Source organism: Streptomyces sp. NPDC005898, assembly GCF_040629635.1.
In the GTDB taxonomy this organism is placed as follows: domain Bacteria; phylum Actinomycetota; class Actinomycetes; order Streptomycetales; family Streptomycetaceae; genus Streptomyces.
This window is the reverse complement of record NZ_JBEXWC010000020.1, coordinates 23888-49885: the sequence shown is the minus strand read 5'-3', so window position 1 is coordinate 49885 and position 25998 is coordinate 23888. Positions and strand designations below refer to the sequence as shown.

At 71.6% G+C, this 25998-nt stretch carries 23 protein-coding genes and 1 pseudogene; 16 read left to right on the top strand and 8 right to left on the bottom strand.

Annotation, left to right across the window (positions count from 1 at the left end):
* Nucleotides 1–29: 29 nt before the first annotated feature.
* The 4 genes and pseudogenes from ABZ385_RS24355 to ABZ385_RS24340 form a co-directional block, all read right to left on the bottom strand.
* Nucleotides 30–782 (bottom strand): DUF2993 domain-containing protein, encoded by a 753-nt coding sequence (locus ABZ385_RS24355; protein ID WP_358698813.1) that lies wholly within the window; start codon nucleotides 780–782, stop codon nucleotides 30–32.
* Nucleotides 783–913: 131 nt separating this feature from the next.
* Nucleotides 914–2185, bottom strand: a complete 1272-nt coding sequence (locus tag ABZ385_RS24350) for a hypothetical protein (RefSeq protein ID WP_358913145.1) — start codon at nucleotides 2183–2185, stop codon at nucleotides 914–916.
* A 5-nt stretch (nucleotides 2186–2190) separates the two neighbouring features.
* Nucleotides 2191–2445: a MoaD/ThiS family protein gene (locus tag ABZ385_RS24345; RefSeq protein WP_358584814.1), complete on the bottom strand. Its 255-nt coding sequence runs from the start codon at nucleotides 2443–2445 to the stop codon at nucleotides 2191–2193.
* Between the two features lie 13 nt (nucleotides 2446–2458).
* Nucleotides 2459–3303, bottom strand: a pseudogene (locus tag ABZ385_RS24340) (alpha/beta fold hydrolase).
* A 264-nt stretch (nucleotides 3304–3567) separates the two neighbouring features.
* Between ABZ385_RS24340 and ABZ385_RS24335 the strand changes: the two are divergent.
* From ABZ385_RS24335 to ABZ385_RS24315, 5 genes are all read left to right on the top strand, one after another.
* Nucleotides 3568–4332 carry a response regulator transcription factor gene (locus ABZ385_RS24335; protein WP_358584810.1) on the top strand — a complete coding sequence of 255 codons (765 nt, stop codon included), beginning with the start codon at nucleotides 3568–3570 and terminating at the stop codon, nucleotides 4330–4332.
* Nucleotides 4333–4385: 53 nt separating this feature from the next.
* Complete coding sequence (locus ABZ385_RS24330; RefSeq protein WP_320590568.1) at nucleotides 4386–5408, top strand: LacI family DNA-binding transcriptional regulator; 1023 nt, start codon at nucleotides 4386–4388, stop codon at nucleotides 5406–5408.
* A 146-nt stretch (nucleotides 5409–5554) separates the two neighbouring features.
* Nucleotides 5555–6580, top strand: coding sequence for a trypsin-like peptidase domain-containing protein (locus ABZ385_RS24325; RefSeq protein ID WP_358913143.1), 1026 nt, complete (start codon nucleotides 5555–5557; stop codon nucleotides 6578–6580).
* A 71-nt stretch (nucleotides 6581–6651) separates the two neighbouring features.
* On the top strand, nucleotides 6652–7389 hold the full coding sequence (locus ABZ385_RS24320; RefSeq protein WP_358584807.1) for a response regulator transcription factor: 738 nt from the start codon (nucleotides 6652–6654) through the stop codon (nucleotides 7387–7389).
* Nucleotides 7386–8801 carry a HAMP domain-containing sensor histidine kinase gene (locus tag ABZ385_RS24315; protein WP_358913142.1) on the top strand — a complete coding sequence of 472 codons (1416 nt, stop codon included), beginning with the start codon at nucleotides 7386–7388 and terminating at the stop codon, nucleotides 8799–8801. Before ABZ385_RS24320 ends, ABZ385_RS24315 begins: the two co-directional genes overlap by 4 nt.
* Nucleotides 8802–8874: 73 nt before the next feature.
* Here the strand turns inward: ABZ385_RS24315 and ABZ385_RS24310 are convergent, their stop codons facing one another.
* Both ABZ385_RS24310 and ABZ385_RS24305 read right to left on the bottom strand, forming a co-directional pair.
* Nucleotides 8875–10224: a DUF2993 domain-containing protein gene (locus ABZ385_RS24310; protein WP_358699343.1), complete on the bottom strand. Its 1350-nt coding sequence runs from the start codon at nucleotides 10222–10224 to the stop codon at nucleotides 8875–8877.
* 67 nt (nucleotides 10225–10291) lie between these two features.
* On the bottom strand, nucleotides 10292–12130 hold the full coding sequence (locus ABZ385_RS24305; protein WP_358913140.1) for a bifunctional metallophosphatase/5'-nucleotidase: 1839 nt from the start codon (nucleotides 12128–12130) through the stop codon (nucleotides 10292–10294).
* 246 nt (nucleotides 12131–12376) lie between these two features.
* Here ABZ385_RS24305 and mshD point away from each other — a divergent pair, with 246 nt between their 5' ends.
* From mshD to pstB, 11 genes are all read left to right on the top strand, one after another.
* Nucleotides 12377–13306 carry a mycothiol synthase gene (gene mshD, locus ABZ385_RS24300; protein WP_358913139.1) on the top strand — a complete coding sequence of 310 codons (930 nt, stop codon included), beginning with the start codon at nucleotides 12377–12379 and terminating at the stop codon, nucleotides 13304–13306.
* Nucleotides 13307–13415: 109 nt separating this feature from the next.
* Nucleotides 13416–13907, top strand: a complete 492-nt coding sequence (locus ABZ385_RS24295; protein WP_358913137.1) for a GntR family transcriptional regulator — start codon at nucleotides 13416–13418, stop codon at nucleotides 13905–13907.
* Nucleotides 13904–14803, top strand: a complete 900-nt coding sequence (locus ABZ385_RS24290) for an ABC transporter ATP-binding protein (protein WP_358913135.1) — start codon at nucleotides 13904–13906, stop codon at nucleotides 14801–14803. Before ABZ385_RS24295 ends, ABZ385_RS24290 begins: the two co-directional genes overlap by 4 nt.
* A complete protein-coding gene (locus ABZ385_RS24285; RefSeq protein ID WP_358913133.1) occupies nucleotides 14800–15813 on the top strand; it encodes a hypothetical protein in 1014 nt (337 codons plus the stop codon). Before ABZ385_RS24290 ends, ABZ385_RS24285 begins: the two co-directional genes overlap by 4 nt.
* Nucleotides 15814–16046: 233 nt before the next feature.
* On the top strand, nucleotides 16047–18293 hold the full coding sequence (locus ABZ385_RS24280) for an RNA degradosome polyphosphate kinase (RefSeq protein ID WP_358590177.1): 2247 nt from the start codon (nucleotides 16047–16049) through the stop codon (nucleotides 18291–18293).
* Between the two features lies 1 nt (nucleotide 18294).
* On the top strand, nucleotides 18295–19305 hold the full coding sequence (locus ABZ385_RS24275) for a CHAD domain-containing protein (RefSeq protein ID WP_358913196.1): 1011 nt from the start codon (nucleotides 18295–18297) through the stop codon (nucleotides 19303–19305).
* On the top strand, nucleotides 19302–19757 hold the full coding sequence (locus ABZ385_RS24270; protein ID WP_358913132.1) for an NUDIX hydrolase: 456 nt from the start codon (nucleotides 19302–19304) through the stop codon (nucleotides 19755–19757). Before ABZ385_RS24275 ends, ABZ385_RS24270 begins: the two co-directional genes overlap by 4 nt.
* Before the next feature lie 177 nt (nucleotides 19758–19934).
* Nucleotides 19935–21062 carry a phosphate ABC transporter substrate-binding protein PstS gene (gene pstS, locus ABZ385_RS24265; protein ID WP_358585049.1) on the top strand — a complete coding sequence of 376 codons (1128 nt, stop codon included), beginning with the start codon at nucleotides 19935–19937 and terminating at the stop codon, nucleotides 21060–21062.
* Between the two features lie 112 nt (nucleotides 21063–21174).
* Complete coding sequence (gene pstC / locus ABZ385_RS24260) at nucleotides 21175–22197, top strand: phosphate ABC transporter permease subunit PstC (RefSeq protein ID WP_358913130.1); 1023 nt, start codon at nucleotides 21175–21177, stop codon at nucleotides 22195–22197.
* Nucleotides 22194–23267: a phosphate ABC transporter permease PstA gene (gene pstA / locus ABZ385_RS24255; RefSeq protein ID WP_358585045.1), complete on the top strand. Its 1074-nt coding sequence runs from the start codon at nucleotides 22194–22196 to the stop codon at nucleotides 23265–23267. Before pstC ends, pstA begins: the two co-directional genes overlap by 4 nt.
* 54 nt (nucleotides 23268–23321) lie before the next feature.
* Nucleotides 23322–24098: a phosphate ABC transporter ATP-binding protein PstB gene (pstB, locus tag ABZ385_RS24250; RefSeq protein ID WP_358585043.1), complete on the top strand. Its 777-nt coding sequence runs from the start codon at nucleotides 23322–23324 to the stop codon at nucleotides 24096–24098.
* A gap of 116 nt (nucleotides 24099–24214) precedes the next feature.
* Here pstB and ABZ385_RS24245 read toward each other — a convergent pair whose 3' ends face one another.
* Both ABZ385_RS24245 and ABZ385_RS24240 read right to left on the bottom strand, forming a co-directional pair.
* Nucleotides 24215–25213, bottom strand: coding sequence for an inorganic phosphate transporter (locus tag ABZ385_RS24245; protein ID WP_358585042.1), 999 nt, complete (start codon nucleotides 25211–25213; stop codon nucleotides 24215–24217).
* Between the two features lie 7 nt (nucleotides 25214–25220).
* Nucleotides 25221–25841, bottom strand: a complete 621-nt coding sequence (locus ABZ385_RS24240; RefSeq protein ID WP_358585040.1) for a DUF47 family protein — start codon at nucleotides 25839–25841, stop codon at nucleotides 25221–25223.
* Between the last annotated feature and the right edge of the window lie 157 nt (nucleotides 25842–25998).

The window sequence follows — 25998 nt, the reverse complement described above, 5'->3', positions numbered from 1 at the left end:
GGACAGGGGCCCCGGGAGGGCGGCGGGAATCAGCCGGTGAGGCTCACGTTCGAGCCGGTCACCGACATGTCCACGCCGTCCGGCGCGGCCTCGACGCTCTTCAGCTTGATCCCGGCCGGCAGGTCGTCGATCTTCTGGTCGAAGTCGGTGACGTCCCGGACCATGCCCTCGGGCAGCGGGATGGAGATGCCGAGGACGTCCAGCTTCTTCGGGATCTCGTCGGCGTGCACCTTGATGTGGTCGCCCTCGACGCGGACCGAGCTGAGCACGTGGACGGGCTTGGGGAGCTTCGCGCCGCCCTTGCTGACCTCGACCTCGACCTTGATCTTGCCGTTGCCGCCGTCGGAGAGGCCGATGACCTTGCCCTGGGCGCCGAGCGGCAGGTCCACGGGCTCGGACTTGCTCGCCTTCAGCAGCTCGTCGTAGCTGACGCGGGCCGTCCCCGAGGCGGTCGCGGCGGTCGCCGAGCTGTAGTCGCCGGAGAACTTCACGCCCTTCATGCGGGCCTCCAGGTCGGCGATGCGGATCGAGTCGGCGCCGGACTTCGCGTCGTAGTCCTTGATGCCGACCTCCACCTCGTCCAGCTCGCCGCCCGCGACCTGGGTCAGGAAGGGGAAGCCCTTGATGGAGACGTCGGGTTCCTCGGCAAGGCCCTCGTTGGTGCGCAGCTTCTCCGCCGCCTCGCCCTCGGCGAAGTTCACGGCGAGCCGGTCGGCCGCCACGAACAGACCCCCGAGGACCACGACGACGATCAGCAGTATTCGTACGGCGCGCTTGCTCATGTCCGGCGTTCCCCCACCTTGATCCCCCGTGTCGGCTGTCCCCCGCGAGCCTAAAGGACAGGTCCCCGGCCGATGGGGGCGGCCGGGGACCTGTCGTACAGCTGTGACGAACGCTGCGCCGCGGGCGCGGGTCAGCCGATGGCGCGCCCGAGGACGTAGACGGCCGGCGCGGCGGCCGCCAGCGGCAGCGCGACGCCCGCCGTCATGTGCACGAATCTCGACGGGTAGTCGTAACTGGCCACCCGGTGTCCGACCAGCGCGCAGACGCCCGCGCCGAGGGCGAGCAGCGCGCCCTTGGTGCCGAGGTCCGTCATCCCGCCGGCGGCGAGACCGGCCCCGGTCGCCGCGAGCAGCGCGACGACGACGGAGGCGGGCGTGGGCAGCGGCAGCGCGCGGGCGATGATCGCCGCGGCGACCGCGACACAGCCCACGGTGACGGCGTCGGCGGCGGCCGCGAGGTGCCCGGCCGCGATGATCGCGAGGGCGGCCGACACGACAGTGGCCATCAGCCCGTACATCCGCTCGTCGGCGCCCGCGCGGCTGCGCAGCTGGAGGACCAGCACCAGCAGCACCCACACCCCGAGCGTGCCGAGGATGGCGGCGGGCGCGTGCTCCTTGCCCACGGCCAGCAGCGCGGCGTCGGCGGCGACCCCGCCCAGGAAGGCGAGCGCGATGCCCTGGCGGGCCGGCCACATGCCGTTGAGGCGGAACCAGCCGGCGGCGGTCACGGCCTGGAGGATGACCAGCGGCACGAGCAGCGCGTACTGCCCGACGGCGGCCCCCGCGGCGAGCAGCAGCCCGAGGACCGCGGTCAGGGCGGCGGGCTGCATCCCCGGCTCTATGACGGGCGAGCGCCCCTCGGCGCGGGCCCGCTGGGCGTCGGTGACGCGGGCGTTGCCGGTGGTGGTGGCGCGGCCGTAGGTGGGCCCCTCCTCCGGGGCCTGCGCGGCACTTCGCGCGGCGACCGGTGCCGGCGCCTCGCCCTGGAGGGGCAGGTACGCCGTCTCCGTCACGTCCACCGCCACGGGCGGCTGCGCCTGCGTCTCCCAGGTCTGCCCCTCCCACTGCTGGAGGTACTGGTCCTGGGCGGCGTGCTGCTCATGGCCGTGCGCCTGCGGGTACCGCTCCTGGGGGTAGGACTGCTGCGGATACGGCTGCTGCGGGTACTGCTGCTGCTCCGGATACGGCTGCTGCTCCGGATACGGCTGCTGGGCGTACGGCTGCTGCCCGGGGTGAGGCTGCTGCGGATAGGGCTGCTGCTGGTACTGCTGCTGCTCCGGGTAGGGCTGCTGCGGGTACTGCTGCTGCTCGGGATACGGGGAGTGGGGGTGGGGGTGGCGCTGCCCGGAGTACGGGTCGTGGCCCTCGTACCCCTCATACCCCTCGTACGGCTGATCGGACATGGCGCTCATCCTCCTGCGAACGGCGGGAGCACCTCGACCGTGCCGCCCTCGGCCAGCCGTACGGTCTCATGCCCGCGGGTGCCTACGGGGGCACCGTCGATCAGGAAGGAGCAGCGCCGCAGCACCCGGGCCAGTTCGCCGGGGTGCCGCTCGCGGGCGCCGTCCAGCGCCTCGGCGAGCGTCGTCGCCGCGTACGGCTCCTCGGCGACGCCCGCGGCCGCCTTGGCGGCGGCCCAGTAACGAATGGTGCCGTTCACCATGCGACCTCTCCTCTCAGTCGGCGGTTGCCGACGTCCATGATGCCGTGGCCCACGCCGCGATCCGCCCGGCCAGCTCGTCCGAGACCGCGTGCTCCGCGTGCCCCATGCCTTCTTCCAGCCACAGCTCGGCCCCGTGCGGCGCGGCGGCGGCCAGCGTCCGGGGGTGGTCGAGGGGGAAGTACGGGTCCCGGGTGCCGTGCACGACGAGCAGCGGGGTCGCGCCGATGAGGGGGACGGACTCGACCGGCGAAAGGGGGACGGGGTCCCACTCGTGCGGGTGGATCCGGGTGCGCAGCCCGAGGCGGCCGAGCGCGCGCCCGGCGGGGCGCGTGACGACCCAGTGCAGCCGGCGCATGGGCGCGGTGCCCCGGTAGTACCAGCGCGCCGGGGCGCTCACCGCGACCACCGCGTCCGTCCGCGCTTCCGTGCGCCCCCGGTGCGACGCGGCGTGCCGCAGGACGACGGAACCGCCCATCGAGAAGCCGACGGTCACCACGCGCGCGTGGCCCAGCGAGCGCGCCCACTCCACCGCCGCCGCCAGGTCGAGCACCTCGCGGTCGCCCACCGTGGAGTGCCCGCCGGAGGCCCCGTGGCCCCGGAAGGAAAGGTGATCACGGCCGCACGCAGGGCGAACACGCCCGCGATGCGGCGCACGTGGGGCCGCGCGAGGTCACCGGTGAAGCCGTGCGCGACGACGATCGCGACCTCGTCCGCGCCCCCGGGACCCGGGTCGTACGCGGCGTCGACGGCGACCCCGTCCGGCGTACGGAGCATGGCGCGCCGCGGAACGCGGGACGACGCTGGAGTGATCGGCGGCACAGAGGATCGCGCCGCTTGACCTGCCGGACCGGAACTCATGTGAGCTATTGTGCTGGGCAGAGGATCCGGGCGACGCAGCCCCCGGGTCCTTTTGTGCTTTCAGGCGCGTCACCGAGCCACCGAGAACACGTACGAAGCAGTGCCGTGAACGCCCGCCGGCTCGCAGGAGCCGGGGGGAGCCCTCCGCAGGGACCGAGGAGGAACCGACGTTATGGGCGAGCGAACCGTGCACGACCGCAGGACAGAGCCGGGGTGGGGCTCCCCCCTGCCCGAGCGGGCCCGACAGCTCGGGGGCGAGACGCGATGAGCTCTCTGCTGCTCCTGACCAATGCCCTCCAGCCGTCGACGGAGGTGCTCCCCGCCCTCGGCCTGCTCCTCCACAACGTGCGCGTCGCCCCGGCGGAGGGGCCCGCCCTCGTCGACACCCCGGGCGCCGACGTCATCCTCGTCGACGGCCGCCGGGACCTTCCCCAGGTGCGCAGCCTCTGCCAGCTGCTGCGCTCCACCGGACCGGGCTGCCCGCTGGTCCTCGTGGTCACGGAGGGCGGCCTCGCGGCCGTCACCGCGGAGTGGGGCATCGACGACGTGCTCCTGGACACCGCCGGGCCCGCCGAGGTCGAGGCGCGGCTGCGGCTCGCGATGGGCCGCCAGCAGATCACCTCCGACGACTCCCCCATGGAGATCCGCAACGGCGACCTCTCCGTGGACGAGGCGACGTACAGCGCGAAGCTGAAGGGCCGGGTCCTCGACCTGACCTTCAAGGAGTTCGAGCTGCTGAAGTACCTGGCGCAGCACCCGGGCCGGGTCTTCACGCGCGCCCAGCTGCTCCAGGAGGTCTGGGGCTACGACTACTTCGGCGGCACGCGCACGGTCGACGTCCACGTGCGGCGGCTGCGCGCGAAACTCGGCGTCGAGCACGAGTCGCTCATCGGCACCGTCCGCAACGTCGGCTACCGCTTCGTGGTGCCGGAGAAGGTCGAGCGGGCGGCCGAGGAGGAGAAGGCCAAGAAGGAGGCCGAGGAGAAGGCGCGGGAGAAGGCGCGGTCGGCCGCGAAGGCCGGTTCGTAGGAAGCCGCCGTACGGCCTGCCCAGCGGGAGTTCCATCCGCGTAGACTCCGCGCGTGGCCAAGGTGACTCGGGATGACGTGGCGCGACTGGCGGGTACTTCGACCGCCGTCGTCAGCTATGTCATCAACAACGGACCCCGGCCGGTCGCCCCGGCCACGCGCGAGCGTGTACTCGCCGCGATCAAGGAGCTGGGCTACCGCCCGGACCGGGTCGCGCAGGCCATGGCGTCCCGGCGCACGGACCTCATAGGCATGATCGTGCCGGACGCGCGCCAGCCGTTCTTCGCGGAGATGACGCACGCGGTCGAGCAGGCGGCGTCCGAGCGCGGAAAGATGGTCCTCGTCGGCAACTCCGACTACGTGGAGGAGCGCGAGACCCACTATCTGCGCGCCTTCCTCGGCATGCGGGTCTCCGGCCTCATCCTCGTCAGCCACGGCCTGACCGACCAGGCCGCCGCCGAGATAGACGCCTGGGACGCGCGCGTGGTGCTGCTGCACGAGCGGCCCGAGGCCATCGACGACGTCGCGGTGGTCACGGACGACGTGGGCGGCGCGCAGCTCGCCACCCGGCACCTGCTGGAACACGGCCACGAGTACGTCGCCTGCCTCGGCGGCATGGCCGGGACCCCGACCGTCGGCGACCCCGTCTCCGACCACGTCGAGGGCTGGCGGCGCGCCATGCGCGAGGCCGGCCGGTCGGTGGAGGGGCGCCTCTTCGAAGCCCCGTACAACCGCTACGACGCCTACCAGGTCGGCCTGGAGCTGCTCGCCGGGCCCGACCGGCCCACCGCCATCTTCTGCTCCACGGACGACCAGGCGATCGGCGTGCTGCGGGCCGCGCGGGAGCTGCGCATCGACGTGCCCGGCGAGCTGGCCGTCGCCGGCTTCGACGACGTCAAGGAGGCGGGCCTGACCGATCCGCCGCTGACCACGGTGGCCTCCGACCGGCCCGCGATGGCCCGCGCCGCGGTGGACCTCGTCCTGGACGACGGCCTGCGCGTGGCCGGCTCCCGCCGGGAGCGCCTGAAACTGTTCCCCTCGCGGCTGGTCGTACGCCAGTCCTGCGGCTGCCGGTGAGCACTCCGGCGGGTACGCCCGCGTAGCCGCATCGCCCCGGGCCCGGCAAGCGGCGCCCCGGACTTTATATGGGGCATACGCACTTCTGCCGGGCTTCTCAGGACGTACTCAGGCAGCTCTCATGTGCGCCGGTCACTCTCGAAGGCATGACCGAGACCTTCCGCCACAGCGGCGAGTACCCCACGCAGCAGCCGTCCGCGCCGGTGCACCACGGCGGTACGCAGGGCGCGTACCCGCCCCCGCCCGCCTACGCGCCGGAGGCGACCCGGACCATCCCCACCCTCCCGAGGAACCGCCGCGCCAAGCGCCCCGCGGCCCTGCTCGCCGCGGTGGCCATCGCGGCCGCGGCCGTCGGCGGCGGCACCGCGTACGCCGTGCAGACCCTGACGGACCAGGGCGCCACCACCACCTCCGCGACCAGCACCGCCGTCGTGCCGGCCGGCAAGCGGGGCACCGTCTCCGGGGTCGCGCAGGCCGTCGCGCCCAGCATCGTGGAGATCAGCGCCACCACCGCCCAGGGCAAGTCCACCGGCTCCGGGGTCATCACCAGGAGCGACGGCGAGATCGTCACCAACAACCACGTCGTCTCCGGCGCCACCTCGATCAAGGTGCGGACGAACGACGGCAAGACGTACGACGCCGAGGTCGTCGGCACCGACAGCAAGAAGGACCTCGCGCTCATCCAGCTGAAGAACGCCTCCGGGCTGAAGCCGGCGACCTTCGGCGACTCCGACGGCGTCAAGGTCGGTGACGAGGTCGTCGCCATCGGCTCCCCCGAGGGCCTGACCGGCACCGTCACCAGCGGCATCGTCTCCGCGCTCGACCGGGACGTGACCGTCCCCACCGGTGAGGGCCAGGAACAGCAGCAGGGGCCCCGGGGCGGCTGGCCCTTCGAGTTCGGCGGGCAGGAGTTCAACGGCGACACCGGGTCGTCCAAGACCACGTACAAGGCCCTCCAGACCGACGCCTCGCTCAACCCCGGCAACTCCGGCGGCGCCCTCATCGACATGAACGGCAACGTCATCGGCATCAACTCCGCGATGTACTCGCCCGCTTCGTCCGCGCAGGCCGGCGGCGACGCCGCGTCCGGCAGCGTCGGCCTCGGCTTCGCCATCCCGGTCAACACGGTCAAGGCCGACCTCGACACCCTCCGCTCCGGCGCCACGGACTGACCCCGGCCACCTCCGCGTGCGAGGCTGATACGGCCCCGTTTCCGCCCCTTACCCGAGGAAGTCCGAAGCCCATGAGCCCCGCCGAAGGCGACCGCGCCGGTGACCGCGAGCAGCAGCGCATCCTGATCGTGGACGACGAGCCCGCCGTGCGGGAGGCGCTGCAACGCAGTCTCGCCTTCGAGGGGTACGGCACGCAGGTCGCCGTGGACGGCGCCGACGCGCTGGAGAAGGCCGCCGCGCACCGCCCCGACCTCGTCGTACTCGACATCCAGATGCCCCGCATGGACGGCCTGACCGCCGCCCGCAGGCTCCGCGCCGGCGGATCGACCACGCCGATCCTGATGCTGACCGCGCGCGACACGGTCGGCGACCGCGTCACCGGGCTCGACGCGGGCGCCGACGACTACCTGGTCAAGCCGTTCGAACTGGACGAGCTGTTCGCCCGCATCCGCGCGCTCCTGCGGCGCAGCTCGTACGCCGCCGGCGCGGGGCGGGCCGAGGAGGGCGACACCCTCGCCTTCGCCGACCTGCGCATGGACCTGGCGACGCGCGAGGTCACGCGGGGCGGGCGCACCGTGGAGCTGACCCGCACGGAGTTCACCCTCCTGGAGATGTTCCTGGCCCACCCCCGGCAGGTCCTGACCCGCGAGCAGATCCTCAAGGCCGTCTGGGGCTTCGACTTCGAGCCCACCTCCAACTCCCTGGACGTCTACGTCATGTACCTGCGCCGCAAGACGGAGGCGGGCGGCGAGCCCCGCCTCGTGCACACCGTGCGGGGCGTCGGCTATGTCCTGAGGGGCGGCGAGTGAGCGGGCCCGTCCGGCGGTTCCGGGGGCTGCCGCTGCGCTCGCGGCTGGCGTTGCTCGTCACCGTCGCCGTGGCCCTCGCGGTCGCGGCGGTCGCCGTCTCCTGCTGGGTGCTGACCCGCGCCCAGCTGCGCGGCCAGCTGGACGACTCGCTGCGCAGCCTGAACGTCGGCCGCGTCTACCTGGACGTCACGGCCGCCGAGTGCAACGACGACCGCACCCGCCCCAACGCCGAGACATCCCCCGGCACCACCACCGTCTTCGTCCAGATCGTCCAGGCGGACGGCTCCCGCTGCGTGGGCCGCGGCTCCACCCCCGTCGTCGTCCAGGACAGCGACGTCGAAGTGGCCCAGCACCTGCGGCCCCAGGCCCTGCACGACGCCAGGACCGACGACGGGGCGGCGGTGCGCGTCCTGACCCAGGTGGACCCCGACGGCCGCTACACGGTGTCCCTGGCCCGCCCGCTCTCCGAGATCGACGAACCCCTCAACAAGCTGGCCCTGCTGCTCACCGCCGTCGGCGGCATCGGCATCCTCGGCGCGGGCGCCGCCGGCCTCTGGGTGGCGCGCACCGGTCTGCGCCCGGTGGACCGGCTCACCGAGGCCGTGGAACACGTGGCCCGCACCGAGGACCTCGACCTGCGCATCCCCGTGGACGGCCACGACGAGATCGCCCGCCTGTCGGAGTCCTTCAACTCCATGACCGCCTCGCTGGCCTCCTCCCGCGACCTCCAGCAGCAGCTCATCGCCGACGCCGGCCACGAGCTGCGCACCCCGCTGACCTCCCTGCGCACCAACATCGAGCTGCTCGCCCGCAGCGAGGACACCGGCCGGGCCATCCCGCCCGACGACCGCCGGGCCCTGCTCGCCTCCGTCAAGGCCCAGATGACGGAGCTGGCCTCACTGATCGGCGATCTACAGGAACTGTCCCGGCCGGACGCGGGCCACGGCGGCGGCAAGGTGCAGGTGATCGCCCTGCACGACCTGGTGGAGAACGCCCTGGAGCGGGCCCGCCTGCGCGGCCCCGAACTGACCTTCGCCGCCGACCTCGCGCCCTGGTACGTCCGCGCGGAACCGGCCGCCCTGGAGCGCGCCGTCGTCAACCTCCTGGACAACGCGGTCAAGTTCGGCCCGCCGGGCTCGACCGTCGAAGTGGGCCTGCGGGGCGGCGAACTGACGGTGCGCGACCACGGCCCCGGCATCGCCGCCGACGAACTCCCCCACGTCTTCGACCGCTTCTGGCGCTCGCCGTCCGCCCGCAGCCTGCCGGGCTCCGGCCTCGGCCTGTCCATCGTGGACCGCACGGTGCGCCAGTCCGGCGGCGAGGTGACGCTGGCCGCGGCGGACGGCGGCGGCACGGTGGCCTCCGTCCGCCTCCCGGGAGCGTCGACGCCCCCGCCCAGCGAACTCCCCTGAGCGAGCCGGTGCGTACGCCTCCGGGAAACGGCCCGATGGGCCTGCGGTCATACGGGATTGCTGGCCTACCGGCCTACGGCGCGAAGCCGAGGCCCGTCCCGGTCAGCCGCACGCGGATGCCCTCCTTCTCCACGGTCACGTCCCGCAGCGCCACCGTCCCCTCGCCCGGCAGCTTCGGCAGTTGGAACGCGAGGGTGAGGCGGTCGGCCAGGGCGGGGCGGGTGAGCTGGGCGAGGCCCTTGAGCAGGGCGGGGTCCAGGCCGAGCTTCTTCAGCAGCGCGGGGTGGCCCATCGCCACGTCGATGAGGTTCAGGCCCATCACGTCGTCCACGAACTTCGGTGACCCGGTGAGTTCGCCCAGCTTGGCGTCGCTCTTGAGGGCCTTGCGCACGACGGAGTCGGGAACGCCGAGCCGCTTCACAATGGCGGGGACGGACAGCAGCGCCTTCGCCTTCGCCGTCTCCTTGGCCACCCGGTCGGCGGAACTGCGCGACAGGTGCAGGCCCTCCTTCTCGCGGGTGCCCGGCCGGTACGTCGCGAGGTCGCCCAGTTGCAGGCTCATGCCGCCGATGTCCGTGGAGATCCCGCGCTCGCCGTTGCGCTGGATACGGGCGTCGGCGCGCACCTTCAGGTCGTGCCCGGCGACGGGCAGCGTGCCGCGCGCGAGGACCTGGTCGCGGCCCTTGCCGGTGAACGTGACCTGGGAGGCGCCCAGTTCGCGGTTGAGGTCGTCGAAGGAGAGCAGCACCTCGCCGTCCATCGCGCCGATGCGGGCGCCCTTGATGGAGGTGGGCCCGTCCCCGAGGAGCGTGACGTCCGTGGCGGTGGCGGAGACCTTGGCGAGCGAGACGCGGTCGGCGGCGACGTCCGGGACGGTCACCTTCACCCGGTCCAGGCGCTGGTCGAGGACCTGGGTGAGGAACGGGAACCCCTCGATGTCGACCTCGGGCGCCGCGCTCAGGTCCAGCTGCTGCTTGAACTTCTCCGCCGCCTCGTGCTCGGCGTAGAGCAGCGCCCAGCGGTCGCCGAGGGCGAGGAACGCGGTGGCGACGAGGACGGCCACCAGGGCCTTCGCGGCGAGCGGCAGCCGGGCGAAACGGCGGCGGGACCTGCCCCGGCCCTTGCCCCGGCCGCGACCCCGGCGGCGGCTGCCCCGCCGGTGGTTGGGCGGCTCCCAAGGTGCTTCCGCCTCGGCCGACTTGTCCTCGTGGAGGAACTCCTCCAGGGGGTTCGGAGCGAGGTCGGCCAGCTCGTCGTACGGGTTGCGGTAGGGCTTTACCGGGGTTTCGACGGGCCGGTTCGGGGATCCGGCGGGCCAATCCGTGGCGCCGGCGGGCCGGCTCGGGGTTCCGGCGGGTTGGTTGGGGGTGCTGTAGGGCTGGTCCGGGGGCGGTTGCGGGGTTATGCGGTGGGGGGAACGCATCAGATGATCTCACCATACGTTCACACCCCACCCCAAGCTCTACCTCCGGTAAGCGCCGAGGTGAGCGCTACTTCACGATCGTGATCCGGTCCGCCTTCGGCGGCGCGATCGGCTTGGCCGCCGAGGAGTTGGCGGTCAGATAGTCGTTGAACGCCTTCAGGTCGTCGGCGCCGACGAGCGGCTTCGCGCCCTTGCCCAGCTCGGGCAGGCCGTCGCCGCCGCCCGCGAGGAAGGAGTTCAGCGCGACGCGGTAGGTGGCCGACGGGTCGAGCGCCTTGCCGTTCAGCTTGATCGAGTCGGTGACGACCCGGTCGGCCCCCGTCTTCGTCATGTCCAGCGTGTAGGTGAGTCCGTCCGACACCTGGAGGATCTTCGGGGAGGCCTCGTTGGCGCCGCTGACCTGCTGCTTCAGGGCGGTGACGAGCTGCGCGCCGGTCAGGTCGACGAGGTTGACGGTGTTGCTGAAGGGCTGCACGGTGAACGCCTCGCCGTAGGTGACGACGCCGTCGCCCTCACCGCCGCTCGCCTTGTGGACGAGGTCGGAGCGGATGCCGCCGGGGTTCATCAGCGCCAGGTCGGCCTCGGGGTCCAGGGACTTGGCGTGCGCGAGCTGCGCGTCCGCGATCAGGTCGCCCAGCGGGGACTCGGGCACGCCCGCGCCCCGGCCGGGGATGTCACCGGCGATGTAACCGACGGGCCGGTTCGCGACGGGCGCGGCCAGCTTGTCCCAGCGGTTGATCAGCGAGGTCATGTCGGGGGCCTTGGCCTGCTCCCGGCTCACCACGTGGTTCGCGGACCGCACGCTCGTCCGGACGATGTCCTTGGTCCTGCGGTCGTACGTGAGCGTGGTGTCCGTGTAGAGCTTCCCGTAGGAGGACGCCGAGGTCACCATGCGGGGCTTGCCCGAGGGGTCCGGGATCGTGCAGACGTACGCGGCATGCGTGTGCCCGGTGACGAGCGCGTCGACCTTGGGCGTGATGCCCTTGGCGATGTCGGTGATGGGCCCGGAGATGCCGTCGCCCGCGCCCGGCGAGTCGCAGTCGTAGTTGTACGTCTGGCTCGCGGGGGCGCCGCCCTCGTGGATGAGCGTGACGATGGACTTCACGCCCTGCCGGTCGAGGATCTTCGCGTACTTGTTGACGGTCTCGATCTCGTCGTGGAACTTCAGGCCCTTGACGCCATCGGCGGAGACGATGTTCGGGGTGCCTTCGAGGGTGACGCCGATGAAGCCGACCTTCACGCCCTTGTGCTTCCACACCCAGTAGGGCTTGAGGATGGGCTTGCCGGTCTTCTCGTCCGTGACGTTCGCGGCGAGGTAGGGGTAGTCGGCGCCCTCGAACTCCTTGGGCCTGCCGGCCTTGTCCTTCTCGAAGCAGCCGTCCTTGGGGTGGCAGCCGCCGTACTGCATGCGGGCCAGTTCCTTGGCACCCTCGTCGAACTCGTGGTTGCCGACGCTGGTGACGTCCAGGTCCAGCTTGTTCATCGCCTGGATCGTGGGCTCGTCGTGGAAGAGGCCGGAGAGCAGCGGGCTGGCGCCTATGAGGTCACCGGCGGCCGCGGTGACGCTGTAGGGGTGCGTCTTGCGGGCGGTGCGCAGGGACGTGGCGAGGTACTCGACGCCACCGGCGTCGATCTTCTTCTCGGTGCCGTCGTGCTGCTTCTCCGTGACCTGGCCGGACGAGCCGGCGGGCGGCTGGAGGTTGCCGTGGAAGTCGTTGAACGACAGGAGCTGCACGTCCACCGTGCGCTTCCCGCCGCCCTCGCCCCCGCCCGCGTGGGCCTGTCCCGCGCTCGCGGGAAGGGCGGCGGCCAGCGCGCCGATGGTGGCGAGCGAGGCGGCCGCGGCGAGTACGCGCGTGGCGCGGCGTCCGGGCCGTGGCCCGCGGGGCCGGGATGTGGCTGACACGTGTCCCCCTGGGGATGGTGTGAGACGACTGGAAGGGCGATTCCGCCGAGCGCAGCCTAGAGTCAACGCGCGTAGCGCAACAGGGGGTTACGGGTTACGAGGTGGTTGCCATCGGGAGCGATACGGGCACTTCGCCCGATGTCCGGTTCTTCCCCCTCGGAGGGGTGCGTGACCCGGCGCCCCGGACGGCACGGTTCCGGACCGTTCCAGCCGCCCTCCCGTCGCCGCTCGCCGTACCCTCGACCCATGACTGACGACCGGCCCGCCCAGGCTCCCGCCCCCCTCCGGAAGATCGACACTCTCGCCGCCCTCGACCCCGCGCAGGCCGACGCCGTGCTCGCGCTGCTCGCGGAGGCCGCCCGCACCGACGGGCAGCAGGCGGTGTCCGAGCAGGGGCGGTTGCAGCTCCGCGGCGGGGCACGGGAGGGGGTGCGGCACCTGCTGCTCGGCGTCGGCGACGAACTCGTCGGGTACGCGCAGCTGGAGGACACCGACCCGGTGGAGGCCCCGGCCGCCGAACTCGTCGTCCACCCCTCCTGCCGCGGCCGCGGTCACGGCCGGGCGCTCGGCAGCGCGCTGCTCGGCGAGTCCGGGCGGCGGCTGCGCGTGTGGGCGCACGGCGGGCACTCCGCCGCCCGGCACCTGGCCCAGGTCCTCGGCCTCAGCCTCTTCCGCGAACTGCGGCAGATGCGCAGGCCGTTGGCGGACCTGGACCTGCCGGATCCGGTCTTCCCGGCGGGCGTGTCCGTACGTGCCTTCGTGCCCGGGCAGGACGACGCGGCCTGGCTCGCGGTGAACGCCGAGGCCTTCGCCCACCACCCCGAGCAGGGCTCCCTCACCCAGCGCGACCTGGACGCCCGCAAGGCGGAGCCGTGGTTCGACCCGGCCGGCTTCTTCCTCGCCGAGAAGGACGGGGAGCTGATCGGCTTCCACTGGACGAAGGTGCACGCGCAGGAGAACCTCGGCGAGGTGTACGTCGTCGGGGTGCGCCCCGGCGCCCAGGGCGGCGGCCTCGGCAAGGCCCTGACGACGACGGGCCTGCGCCACCTCGCGAAGGCCGGCCTGCCGACCGCGATGCTGTACGTGGACGCGGACAACAAGGCGGCCGTGAGCGTCTACGAGCGCCTCGGCTTCGTGACCCACGAGACGGATCTGATGTACCGCACGGAGTCCTGACCAGCATTTTCCCCCAGACCGTACGACCCGAGGGGCGGCACCCATTGACGCCGCCCCTTTCTTGCACCACCCTTTCACTACTTACTTAGTGAAAGGGTGGTGCAAGGCAGTGGTCGAATACCGCATCGACCGGCGCAGCGGCGTCGCCACCTACCTCCAGATCGTCCAGCAGACCCGACAGGCCCTGCGTCTTGGCCTGTTGGAGCCCGGCGACAAGCTGCCCACGGCGCGCGAGGTCGTCGAGGCGACGGCCATCAACCCGAACACCGTGCTCAAGGCGTACCGCGAACTGGAGCGCGAGGGCCTCGTCGAGGCCCGCCGGGGCCTCGGCACGTTCGTCCGGAAGTCGCTGGGCAGCGCGCCGGCCGACTCACCGCTGCGGGGGGAGCTCGCGCAGTGGGCCGCGCGGGCCCGGTCGGCGGGGCTGGAGAAGGAGGACCTGGCGGCGCTCTTCAACGCCGTACTCGAAGAGCAGTTCGCACCGACCGACGCGGCGCCGCTCGCACGGACCGACGCAGGGACCGACACACGGACCGACGCACGGACCGACGCACCGACCGCCGCACCGACACCCGCACCGTCCAAGGGGGACTCCGCATGACCGACACCGCCATAGAGGCGCACGGCCTGACCAAACGCTACGGCCGCCGCCGGGCCCTGGACGACTGCGCGTTCCGCCTGCCCCTCGGGCGCGTCTGCGCGGTCGTCGGCCCCAACGGCGCCGGCAAGTCCACGCTGCTCTCCCTCGCGGCCGGCCTCGACCGCCCGAGCGGTGGCGCCCTGTCCGTCCTCGGCACGAGTCCCGCGCTGGCCCGCCCCCGCGTGGCGTACGTCGCCCAGGACAAGCCGCTGTACCCGCAGCTGACCATCGCCGACACGCTGCGGACGGGCGCCGAACTGAACCCGGGCCGCTGGGACATGTCCGTCGCCGAGAGGGTCGTCGGCGCGGGGAACCTCGACCCGGGGGCCCGCGTCCGCACGCTCTCCGGTGGCCAGCGCACCCGCGTCGCCCTCGCCCTGGCGCTCGCCAAACGCGCCGAACTGCTCCTCCTGGACGAGCCGATGGCCGACCTCGACCCCCTGGCCCGCCACCAACTCATGGGCACGCTCATGGCGGAGGCGGCCGAACACGGCACGACGGTCGTCATGTCCTCGCACATCGTCGGCGAACTGGCCGACGCCTGCGACCACCTGCTCCTGGTGTCCGGGGGCCGCATCCGGCTCGGCGGCGGCATCGACGACCTCGTCACCGCGCACGCCCTGGTGACAGGCGCGCGCCCGGCCACCGAGCTCTCCCGGCACACCGTCATCGAGTCCCGCGCCACGGGACGCGGCGTGAGCGCCCTGATCCGCCCCGAGGGCCCGCTCGACCCCGGCTGGGCCGTCGAAGAACCTTCCCTGGAGGAACTGTTGCTCGCCCATCTCCGCACCCCGGACGCCCCACCCCTGCTCACCCCGAGCACGACCGCCACGTCCCGTCCGGGGGTGCCCGCGTGACCGCACTGATCACGGCCCCCGCCAAACCGCTCCGCAGCGCCCTCACTCTGCCCGGCGCGTACTGGGCGGCACTGCGCCAGCACCGGACCGCCTTGTGGCTCACGCTCGCGCTGTTCGCTCTCGGCGCCGCCGCGCTGACCGCCGACCGCCTGTGGGTAGCCCATGCGGCCGATGTCTTCATGTCGTCCGACTGCTCGATCAGGAACACCACGGTGGAGTGCGGGGGTCCGGTCCGCGGTTACCTCGACGCCGAGATCGAGTTCGCACGAAACCTCGACCGCATGGGGATGGCGATCCTCGCTCTGCCCTGCCTGATCGGTGCCTTCGCCGCGGGCCCGCTCATCGCCAGGGACCTGGAGACGGGCACGTACAAGCTGGCCTGGTCCCAGTCGCACTCCCCCGCACGCTGGCTCGCGACCCGCCTCGTCCTGTGCGCCGCGGTCGTGGTCGCCGGGGTCAGCCTGCTCGCCCTGGTGCAGCGCTGGGCGTGGAGCACCGGGCCGGCTCTGGAATACGCCAGGGCGCCCTGGTACGAGCGGGCGACGTACGGCTCGGTGGGCCCGGTCGCTCTCGGGTACGCCCTGCTCGGCCTCGCCGTCGGAGCGGTCGCCGGAATCCTGCTGCGCCGCACGCTGCCCGCGATGTCGGCCGCCGTGGCCGTGATGGCGGGCGCGGTCTTCGTGCTGCCGCTGGCGCGGCCCCATCTGTGGGCCACCGAGACGATCACCTGGTTGCACACCCGTCCCCCGGTCACCCCCGAGTCCGGTTACCCGGTGGCACGAGGCCTGCTCGCCTCCGACGGAAGCCGGCTGCCGGAGTCCCTGTGCTGGGGGCCGGTGCGCGACCCGGAGCAGTGCTTCTCCGAGCACGGGGTCACCGGCTGGTACACCGACTTCCACCCCTCATCGCACTTCTGGCCCCTGCAGTTCATGGAAACCGGCATTCTGCTCGCCCTCGCGGCCGCCGCCGCGTACGCCGCCTTCCGTCTGCTCCGCCGCCGGACGGCCTGACCTCTACGATCGGCGGAAGGCCCTGTGCCGCGAGGATGCCCGGAGGCCTTCCGTCGATGTCTCGCACGTCATGTCTCCGTAACCGCTGATTCAGACAGGCTTGCGACGCTCGCCCAATGACGCCCGCCGTGCCCGACCCGCCACCGGCGAACGCGCCGGAGAACGACCGGCCGCGCCTCGCTCCCGCGCTCTCCGACGCGCCCATCGGCGTGAGCGCGCGGAACAATGGGCACATGAGCCAGCCGAACCCGCAGGGACAGGTCCAGCACGCCCAGCCTTCCGTCGGATCCATCGCGGCGCACAGGCCGCACACCATCGCCGCCACCATCTCCGACCTCGCCCCGGACATCGACGCCGACCTCGACGCGTACGACGAGGACTCCCAGGTGGGGCATGACGGCGTCGAGCTGCCGCAGGGGCGCTTCCTGGACCGGGAGCGCAGTTGGCTCGCGTTCAACGAACGCGTCCTGGAACTGGCCGAGGACCCGCAGACCCCCCTCCTCGAACGGGCGAACTTCCTCGCGATCTTCGCCTCGAACCTCGACGAGTTCTTCATGGTCCGCGTCGCCGGCCTCAAGCGCCGCATCGCGACCGGCGTCGCCACCCGTTCCGCCTCCGGGCTCCAGCCCCGCGAGGTCCTCGAACTCATCTGGAACCGCTCCCGCGAGCTCATGGCCCGGCACGCCGCCTGCTACCACGACGACGTGGCCCCCGGCCTCGCCGACGAGGGCATCCAGCTGGTGCGCTGGCACGAGCTGACCGAGAAGGAGCAGTCCCGGCTCTTCACCCTCTTCCGGCAGCAGATCTTCCCCGTCCTGACCCCGCTGGCCGTCGACCCCGCGCACCCCTTCCCGTACATCTCGGGGCTCTCGCTGAACCTCGCCGTGGTCGTGCGCAACCCGGTGTCCGGTCACCACCACTTCGCACGTGTGAAGGTCCCGCCACTGCTCTCCCGCTTCCTGGAGGCCTCCCCCCAGCGCTACGTCCCCATAGAGGACGTCATCGCCGCTCCCGCGCACCTCCAGGAGCTGTTCCCGGGCATGGAGATCCAGGAGCACCACATGTTCCGGCTCACCAGGAACGAGGACCTGGAGGTCGAGGAGGACGACGCGGAGAACCTCCTCCAGGCCCTGGAGAAGGAGCTGATGCGGCGCCGCTTCGGGCCCCCGGTGCGCCTGGAGGTCGAGGAGAGCATCGCCCCGAACGTCCTGAGCCTGCTGGTGCGCGAGCTGAAGATCAGCGAGGCCGAGGTCTATCCGCTGCCCGGCCCGCTCGACCTCACCGGCCTCTTCAGCATCGCCAAGCTGGACCGGCCCGAGCTGAAGTACCCCAAGTTCGTGGCCGGCACCCACCGCGACCTCGCCGAGGTCGAGTCGGCGTCCGCGCCCGACATCTTCGCCGCCCTTCGCGAACGCGACGTACTCCTGCACCACCCGTACGACTCCTTCTCCACGTCCGTGCAGGCGTTCTTGGAGCAGGCGGCGGCCGACCCCGACGTCCTCGCCATCAAGCAGACGCTGTACCGCACCTCGGGCGACTCCCCGATAGTCGACGCGCTCATCGACGCCGCCGAGTCCGGCAAGCAGGTCCTCGTCCTGGTCGAGATCAAGGCCCGCTTCGACGAGCAGGCCAACATCAAGTGGGCGCGGAAGCTGGAGGAGGCCGGCTGCCACGTCGTCTACGGCATCGTCGGCCTGAAGACCCACTGCAAGCTCTCCCTCGTCGTACGCCAGGAGGGCGACACCCTCGTCCGCTACTCGCACGTGGGCACCGGCAACTACCACCCGAAGACCGCCCGCCTCTACGAGGACCTCGGCCTGCTCACCTCCAACGCGGAGGTCGGCGCGGACCTCTCCGACCTCTTCAACCGCCTCTCCGGCTACTCGCGGCGCGAGACCTACCGCCGGCTGCTGGTGGCCCCCAAGTCCCTGCGCGACGGCCTCGTCTCGCGCATCGACAAGGAGATCCAGCACCACCGCGCGGGCCGCCCCGCCTACGTCCGCATCAAGGTCAACTCCATGGTCGACGAGGCGATCATCGACTCGCTGTACCGCGCCTCGCAGGCCGGCGTCGAGGTGGACGTGTGGGTGCGCGGCATCTGCGCGGTCCGGCCCGGCGTCGCGGGGCTCTCCGAGAACATCCGCGTCCGATCCGTCCTCGGCCGCTTCCTGGAACACTCCCGTCTCTTCGCCTTCGGCAACGGCGGCGAACCGGAGGTGTGGATCGGCAGCGCCGACATGATGCACCGCAATCTCGACCGCCGTATCGAGGCGCTGGTCAGGGTCCAGGACCCGGCGCACCGAGCGGCCCTCGGCCGGCTCCTGGAGACCGGCATGTCGGACACCACCGCCTCCTGGCACCTGGGCGCGGACGGCAACTGGACCCGCCACTCGGTGGACCAGGACGGCCAGCCCCTGCGGAACGTGCAGGAGATGCTCATAGACGCCCGGAGGCGCCGGCGTGGCACAGCGAAACCCTGAGATGACGGGCACCCCCGGCACCGAGAGCGAGGTCCTCGCCGCCCATCTGCGGGAGCAGGCGACGGAGTTCCTCCGCTCGCTGCGGCTGCACCGCGAGGCCACGACGGACGCGCGGGGCGCCGAGGAGGCCCTGGCGGCAGCCCGCGCCCTGCGCCGCGCGGCCCGCCGCCTCAGCGCCGCGCTGCACACCTTCCGCCCGCTCCTGGACGCGGAGTGGGCGGCCGCCCTGCGGCCCGAACTGGCCTGGCTCTCGGGGACGCTGGCCCAGGAGCACGCGTACGCGAGCCGCCTGACCCGCCTCCTGGACGCCCTGCACCGCCTCTCGGGCCCTTCGGCGCTGCCGGGCCCCGCCGCGCCGGAGGGCGGCACGCGAGGCGACAAGCGGGGCACCGCTCCCCGCGGCCTGACCGTCGGCGCCGCCAAGGCCGCCGCCCTGCTGGAGCGGCAGCTGACCCTGGCGCGGACCCGGGCCCACTCCACGGCCCTCCAGGCCCTCGGCTCCTCCCGCTTCCACGCCGTGGCCGACAGTGTCGCCGTACTGGCCAGCGAAGTGCCCCTCAGCGGCTGCGCGGACGACCTGAAGCCGCTGGCCGCCCAGGCCGAGTCGGACCTCGCGGAAGCGGTCGCCGCGCTCCCCCTCGGCCAGGCCGGACACCCGTACAACGCGGAGGCCCTCACGCACGGCCTGGCCGCGGAGACCGCCCCCGACACCCAGGACGCCCCCTGGCTGACGGTCCGCTCCCTGCTGCGCCTGCACCGGTACGCCCAGGAGGTGCTGCTGGGCCACGTACCGCCGGAGCCCCGTCTGGCCGACGCGAGCCGGGCCCTCGACCTCCACCGCGAGGCGGCCGCCGCGGCGTCGGCGGCGGCCCAGGCGGCCCGCACCCCCCGCATCGCCCCGGCGACGGCGTACGCCCTCGGTGTGCTCCACGCCGATCAGCGCCACGAGGTCGAGGCGGCGAGGTTCAGCTTCCAGCGGGCCTGGCAGCACGAGCCGGTGAGCGCGGGATGACGTACGAGACGGCGGGCGAGGACGACGTCGGGGACGGCGGGAGCGGGGGTACCGTCCGGGCCGCGGGCTGCGTGCTGTGGCGCCGCTCCCCCGCCGACGGCGCGCTGGAGATCTGCCTGGTCCACCGCCCCAAGTACGACGACTGGTCGCACCCCAAGGGCAAGTTGAAGGCCGGCGAGTCCCCGCTGGCCGCCGCCCTGCGCGAGGTCGAGGAGGAGACCGGGCACCGCTGCACGCCCGGCGCCCGGCTGCCCACCGTGCGCTACGCCGCGCAGGGCCGCCCCAAGCAGGTCGACTACTGGGCGGCGCGGGCCGGCACCGGTCAGTTCACGCCCCGTCGCGAGGTCGACCGCATCATCTGGCTGCCCCCGGCGCCGGCCCGCGACCGGCTCACCCAGGCCCGGGATCGCGAGCTCGTCGACGCCCTGCTCAGGGTACTTAGCCTGCCGTAGCCGACCGGATACGTTCCGTGGAGCGATGTCGCACCAGGCCGACCGCCGAGGTTCACCCCCCGTTCACTCCGGCCGCTCGGTGGCTTCACCTGTACTGCCTAATTTCGGCCTTACCAAGACAGACATCGCACGCCGCCAGCAACGGGCCGGCGGCTCCCGGAAGGAAAAACCCGAAAAGTGAAGCTTCAGCGCAAGAACCGGCTCCGCGCCCTCTCCCTCGGCGCCCTCGCCGTCTCCGGCGCCCTGGCCCTCACGGCGTGCGGCTCCGACGACACCAGCGGCTCGGGCGACGGCGGCAAGGAGACCAACGCCAACGCCAACATCAAGTGCGACGACGCCAAGGGCCGCCTCGCGGCCTCCGGTTCGTCCGCGCAGAAGAACGCGATCGACGCCTGGCGGAAGGTCTACACGACCAACTGCAAGGACGTGCAGCTGAACTACAACCCGACGGGTTCGGGCGCCGGCATCACCGCGTTCCTCCAGGGCCAGACGGCGTTCGCCGGTTCCGACTCCGCGCTCAAGCCCGACGAGATCGCCAAGTCGAAGAAGGTCTGCAAGGACAGCCAGGCCATCGACCTGCCGATGGTCGGCGGCCCGATCGCCATCGGTTTCAACGTCCCCGGCGTCGACAAGCTGACCCTGGACGCCAAGACCGTGGCCGACATCTTCAACGACAAGATCAAGACCTGGGACGACAAGGCGATCGCCAAGCTCAACCCCGACGCCAAGCTCCCCAAGACGAAGGTCCAGGCCTTCCACCGCTCCGACGAGTCGGGCACCACCGACAACTTCACCAAGTACCTCAAGGGCGCCGCCCCCGACGCCTGGCCCTACGAGCCGGGCAAGTCGTGGGAGCCCAAGGGCGGCCAGTCCGCGAACGGCTCCGCCGGTGTCGCGGGCCAGGTCAAGCAGACCCCGGGCGCCATCTCCTACTTCGAGCTGTCCTACGCGGGCGAGGGCATCAAGACCGTCGACCTGAAGACGGGCGCCAAGGAGCCGGTGAAGGCCACCGTCGACAACGCCTCCGAGGCGATCTCCGAGGCCAAGGTCGTCGGCAAGGGCAAGGACCTCGCCCTCGAGCTGAACTACAAGCCCACCGCCGAGGGCGCCTACCCGATCACCCTGGTGACGTACGAGGTCGTCTGCGAGAAGGGCAACAAGGCCGACACGCTCGCCGCCACCAAGTCCTTCCTGACCTACATCGCGAGCGAGGACGGCCAGAACGTCCTCAAGGAGAACGACTACGCGCCGATCCCGGCCGAGATCATCACCAAGGTCCGCTCCACCGTCGCGAGCCTGAGCTAGCTGAACCGAGTGCGGCCGGCCCCACGGACCGGGCCGGCCGCACCGTCCGGTGCACCGCCGCCACGGAGCGCCCGCCACCGGCGCGGGCCGGCTCCGCAGACCGGAGAACCCCATGGACATATCCAGCAACACGACCGCACCCCCTCCCGTCGCCGACGTGCAGCCCGTCGCCCCCGTGAGCAAGGCCGCCGCACGCGGCGCCACCCGCCCGGGCGACCGGATCTTCCTCGGGTTCTCCCGGGGCTCAGGCATCGCGCTCCTCGCGGTCATGGCCGCCATCGCCGCGTTCCTCACCTACCGCACGGCCCTCGCGCTCGCCGACAACACGGGCAACTTCCTCACCACCTTCGAGTGGGACCCGGCCGGCGCGAGCACCGGGGGCAAGCCGTACTTCGGCATCGCCGTCCTGGTCTTCGGCACCGTGGTCAGCTCGCTGATCGCCCTCGTGATCGCCGTCCCCGTCGCCATCGGCATCGCGCTGTTCATCTCGCACTACGCGCCGCGCAAGCTGGCCACCCCCATCGCCTACGTGATCGACCTGCTGGCCGCCGTGCCCTCGATCGTGTACGGCCTGTGGGGCGCCCTCGTGGTCGCGCCCAACCTCACCGGGCTCTACAGCTGGCTCGACGACTACTTCGGCTGGACCGGCGTCCTGGAGTACAACGGGGGCGCCCCGCGCTCCCTGATGACCGTCGGCATCCTCCTCGCGATCATGATCCTGCCGATCATCACCAACGTGAGCCGCGAGGTCTTCCTCCAGGTCCCGAAGATGCACGAGGAGGCCGCCCTGGCCCTCGGCGCGACGCGCTGGGAGGTCATCCGCATGTCGGTGCTGCCCTTCGGCCGCTCCGGCATCATCTCCGCCTCGATGCTGGGCCTCGGCCGCGCGCTCGGCGAGACGATCGCCGTCGCCACCGTGCTCTCCCCGTCCTTCCTGATCAACGCCTCCGTGCTCGACTACGGCGGCGGCACCTTCGCACAGAACATCGCCAGCAAGTTCAACGAGGCCAGTGAGTACGGCCAGGACGCGCTCATCGCCTCCGGCCTGGTCCTGTTCGTCATCACCCTGCTGGTCAACGGCGCGGCCCGCCTGATCATCGCGCGCCGCAAGGAGTACTCGGGGGCCAACGCATGAGCACCACGACACCCACCCCGGCCGGGCCGCTCACCCAGCGCCCCTCGACGCTCCGGGCGGCCAGCCTGCCGCGCTGGTCCCCCCTCGCCGTCGCCCTCGGCTCGATCGCCGTCGCCGTGGGCATCGGCGTCGCGGCCGGCCTGGACAGCCGCATCCAGTGGGGGCTGATCGCCGCCCTGCTGTTCATCGTCGGGTCCTACGTCCTCGCGATGACCGTCGAGGGCACCCGCCAGGCCAAGGACCGCCTCGCCACCTCGCTGGTGTGGGTCATGTTCCTGCTGGCCATCGTCCCGCTGGCCTCGCTGATCTACGAGACCGTCCAGCGCGGCAGCGAGGTCTTCGACGTCTACTTCCTGACGCACTCCATGGGCGTCCTGTCCGACGACGAGACCGGCGGCGGCATCTACCACGCCCTCATCGGCACCCTCCAGCAGGTGCTGCTGGCCTCCGTCATCGCCGTGCCGATCGGCCTGCTCACCGCGATCTACCTCGTGGAGTACGGGCGGGGCAAGCTCTCCAAGGTCATCACGTTCTTCGTGGACGTCATGACGGGCATCCCCTCGATCGTCGCGGGCCTGTTCGTCCTCAGCTTCTGGATCCTGATCCTCGGCTTCGGCTACTCCGGCTGGGCCGGCGCCATGGCGCTCGCCATCCTGATGATGCCGGTGATCGTCCGCTCCACCGAGGAGATGCTCAAGCTCGTCCCCAACGAGCTGCGCGAAGCCTCGCTCGCCCTCGGTGTGCCGAAGTGGCGGACCATCCTCAAGGTCGTCCTGCCCACCGCGATCGGCGGCATCACCACGGGCGTCATGCTCTCGGTGGCCCGCATCGCCGGTGAGACCGCGCCGGTCCTGCTCCTGGTCTGGGTGAACCCCCTGATCAACACGAACCCCTTCGAGGGCTCGCAGGCCTCGCTGCCGCTGTACGTCTACCAGCAGTACGCGGCCGGCACCGACGCGTCGTACGACCGGGCCTGGGCGGCGGCGCTCGCCCTCATCGGCTTCATCATGATCCTCAACCTGGCGGCCCGCGGCGTAGCGCGCTGGAAGGCCCCCAAGACGGGCCGCTGAGCGGCCATATCAGCGACCCTCTCGCACTCCCCCTCGAAAGAAGCAGTGATCCCCATGGCCAAGCGAATCGACGTATCGGGCCTGACCGCCTACTACGGTTCCCACAAGGCGATCGACGACATCTCGATGACCGTGGAGCCCCGCTCGGTGACGGCCTTCATCGGCCCGTCCGGCTGCGGCAAGTCCACGTTCCTGCGCACCTTGAACCGCATGCACGAGGTCACGCCCGGCGGCCGCGTCGAGGGCAAGGTCCTCCTGGACGACGAGGACCTCTACGGCAGCGGCGTGGACCCGGTGTCCGTGCGCCGCACGATCGGCATGGTCTTCCAGCGCCCCAACCCCTTCCCCACGATGTCGATCTACGACAACGTCGCGGCGGGCCTGCGGCTCAACGGCTCGTACAAGAAGTCCGAGCTGAACGACGTCGTGGAGAAGTCCCTCAAGGGCGCGAACCTCTGGAACGAGGTCAAGGACCGCCTCAACAAGCCCGGCTCGGGCCTCTCCGGCGGCCAGCAGCAGCGGCTGTGCATCGCGCGGGCCATCGCCGTCGAGCCGCAGGTGCTGCTGATGGACGAGCCCTGCTCGGCGCTCGACCCGATCTCCACCCTCGCCATCGAGGACCTGATCGGCGAGCTGAAGGAGCGCTTCACCATCGTCATCGTCACGCACAACATGCAGCAGGCGGCCCGCGTCTCGGACCGCACCGCCTTCTTCAACCTCTCCGCGGTCGGCCAGCCCGGCAAGCTCGTGGAGATCGACGAGACGGAACGGATCTTCTCCAACCCGTCCGTGCAGGCCACCGAGGACTACATCTCGGGCCGCTTCGGCTAGGGCGTACGGACTCCCCGCGGTGCTGCATGGCGGTGCCACCGCGGGGGCAACAAGAAAGGCCCGCCCCTGGCTCCCGGGGGCGGGCCTTTCGTACGACTGTCCTGGCGTCGCCGGTGCTACAGGAACGCGAGGTTCACGATCCAGAAGCTGACCGCGGCGACCAGCGCGGCCGCCGGCATGGTGATGAACCAGCCCAGGATGATGTTCTTGGCGACGCCCCACCGCACCGCGTTGACGCGCTTGGTGGCGCCCACGCCCATGATGGCGGAGGTGATGACGTGGGTGGTCGAGATCGGCGCGTGGAACATGAACGCGGTGGTGAACATGATGCCCGCGCCGGTCGTCTCGGCGGCGAAGCCCTGCGGCGGGTCCAGCTCGATGATCTTGCGTCCGAGGGTCCGCATGATGCGCCAGCCGCCCGCGTACGTGCCGAGCGACAGCATCAGCGCACAGGCGATCTTGACCCAGATCGGGATGGGCGCGTCCGCGCTCTGCACGTCGGAGATGACCAGGGCCATCACCACGATGCCCATCGTCTTCTGCGCGTCCTGGAGACCGTGGCCGAGCGCCATGCCGGCCGCCGACACCGTCTGCGCGATGCGGAAGCCGCGCTTGGCCTTGTGCGGGTTGGACCTGCGGAACATCCACATGATCGCGCACATCACCAGATAGCCGACGACCAGACCGACGAGCGGCGACAGGAACATCGGGATGACGATCTTGTCGACGACCCCGGACCAGATGACCCCGATCCCGCCGGCGAGCGCCGCGCCGACCATGCCGCCGAAGAGCGCGTGCGAGGAGGAGGAGGGCAGCCCGAAGTACCAGGTGATGAGGTTCCACACGATCGCGCCGATCAGGGCCGCGAAGAGGATCCACATGCCCTTGTCGCCGTGCGGGGTCTCGATGATCCCCTCACTGACGGTCTTGGCGACGCCGCTGCCCATGAAGGCACCGGCGAGGTTCATCACCGCGGCCATGGCGAGCGCCGCGCGGGGCGTCAGGGCGCGGGTGGAGACGGAGGTGGCGATGGCGTTCGCGGAGTCGTGAAAGCCATTCGTGTACGTGAAGCCGAGCGCGACGCCGATGGTCACGATCAGAGCGAAGGTGTCCATGGAGGGGTCAGGACTCCTTGACCGCGATGGTCTCCACGGTGTTCGCCACGTGCTCGAAGGCGTCGGCGGCCTCTTCGAGGACGTCCACGATCTGCTTGAGCTTCAACACCTCGATGGCGTCGTACTTGCCGTTGAAGAGCTGGGCGAGGAGCTTGCGGTGGATCTGGTCGGCCTGGTTCTCCAGACGGTTGACCTCGATCCAGTACTCGGTCAGGTTCGACATCGTCCGCAGGTTCGGCATGGCCTCGGCCGTCAGCTCGGCGGCCCGTGCCAGGACCTCGATCTGCTGCTCGACGCCCTTGGGGAGTTCCTCGACCTGATACAGGACGACCAGGTCGACGGCCTCCTCCATGAAGTCCATGATGTCGTCCAGGCACGACGCGAGGTTGTAGATGTCCTCGCGGTCGAACGGCGTGATGAACGAGGAGTTCAACTGGTGGAAGATCGCATGCGTCGCGTCGTCTCCCGCGTGTTCCGCGGCCCGCATACGCTCTGCGATCTCGGCCCGCGCGGAAGAGTCCGCTCCGAGCAGTTCCATGAGGAGCTTCGAGCCCGTGACGATGTTGTCCGCGGATGCGGCGAACATGTCGTAGAAGCTCGTCTCCCTGGGGGTCAGACGAAAGCGCACGTGGGGTCCTCGGGGTGCTCTGGATGCGGTCAGGCTGATGCTAGGCGCATCATCCGGCCACGGCTAACCGGCCGCTCCCCAGTGTCGCCCATCAGGCACAGTGGTCGGCACACCCCCCGGCACATCGGCTAGAATATACCCACCAGGGGTATATGGA

Excerpts from the sequence above, each read along its gene's own strand:
- pstA (WP_358585045.1), top strand. The coding sequence starts at position 22,194 with ATGAGCACCACGACACCCACCCCGGCCGGGCCGCTCACCCAGCGCCCC.
- ABZ385_RS24325 (WP_358913143.1), top strand. The coding sequence starts at position 5,555 with ATGACCGAGACCTTCCGCCACAGCGGCGAGTACCCCACGCAGCAGCCG.
- ABZ385_RS24245 (WP_358585042.1), bottom strand. The coding sequence starts at position 25,213 with ATGGACACCTTCGCTCTGATCGTGACCATCGGCGTCGCGCTCGGCTTC.
- ABZ385_RS24335 (WP_358584810.1), top strand. The coding sequence starts at position 3,568 with ATGAGCTCTCTGCTGCTCCTGACCAATGCCCTCCAGCCGTCGACGGAG.
- ABZ385_RS24275 (WP_358913196.1), top strand. The coding sequence starts at position 18,295 with ATGACGGGCACCCCCGGCACCGAGAGCGAGGTCCTCGCCGCCCATCTG.
- pstB (WP_358585043.1), top strand. The coding sequence starts at position 23,322 with ATGGCCAAGCGAATCGACGTATCGGGCCTGACCGCCTACTACGGTTCC.
- ABZ385_RS24355 (WP_358698813.1), bottom strand. The coding sequence starts at position 782 with ATGAGCAAGCGCGCCGTACGAATACTGCTGATCGTCGTCGTGGTCCTC.
- ABZ385_RS24350 (WP_358913145.1), bottom strand. The coding sequence starts at position 2,185 with ATGTCCGATCAGCCGTACGAGGGGTATGAGGGGTACGAGGGCCACGAC.
- ABZ385_RS24270 (WP_358913132.1), top strand. The coding sequence starts at position 19,302 with ATGACGTACGAGACGGCGGGCGAGGACGACGTCGGGGACGGCGGGAGC.
- ABZ385_RS24280 (WP_358590177.1), top strand. The coding sequence starts at position 16,047 with ATGAGCCAGCCGAACCCGCAGGGACAGGTCCAGCACGCCCAGCCTTCC.
- pstC (WP_358913130.1), top strand. The coding sequence starts at position 21,175 with ATGGACATATCCAGCAACACGACCGCACCCCCTCCCGTCGCCGACGTG.
- ABZ385_RS24310 (WP_358699343.1), bottom strand. The coding sequence starts at position 10,224 with ATGCGTTCCCCCCACCGCATAACCCCGCAACCGCCCCCGGACCAGCCC.
- mshD (WP_358913139.1), top strand. The coding sequence starts at position 12,377 with ATGACTGACGACCGGCCCGCCCAGGCTCCCGCCCCCCTCCGGAAGATC.
- ABZ385_RS24320 (WP_358584807.1), top strand. The coding sequence starts at position 6,652 with ATGAGCCCCGCCGAAGGCGACCGCGCCGGTGACCGCGAGCAGCAGCGC.
- ABZ385_RS24290 (WP_358913135.1), top strand. The coding sequence starts at position 13,904 with ATGACCGACACCGCCATAGAGGCGCACGGCCTGACCAAACGCTACGGC.
- ABZ385_RS24345 (WP_358584814.1), bottom strand. The coding sequence starts at position 2,445 with ATGGTGAACGGCACCATTCGTTACTGGGCCGCCGCCAAGGCGGCCGCG.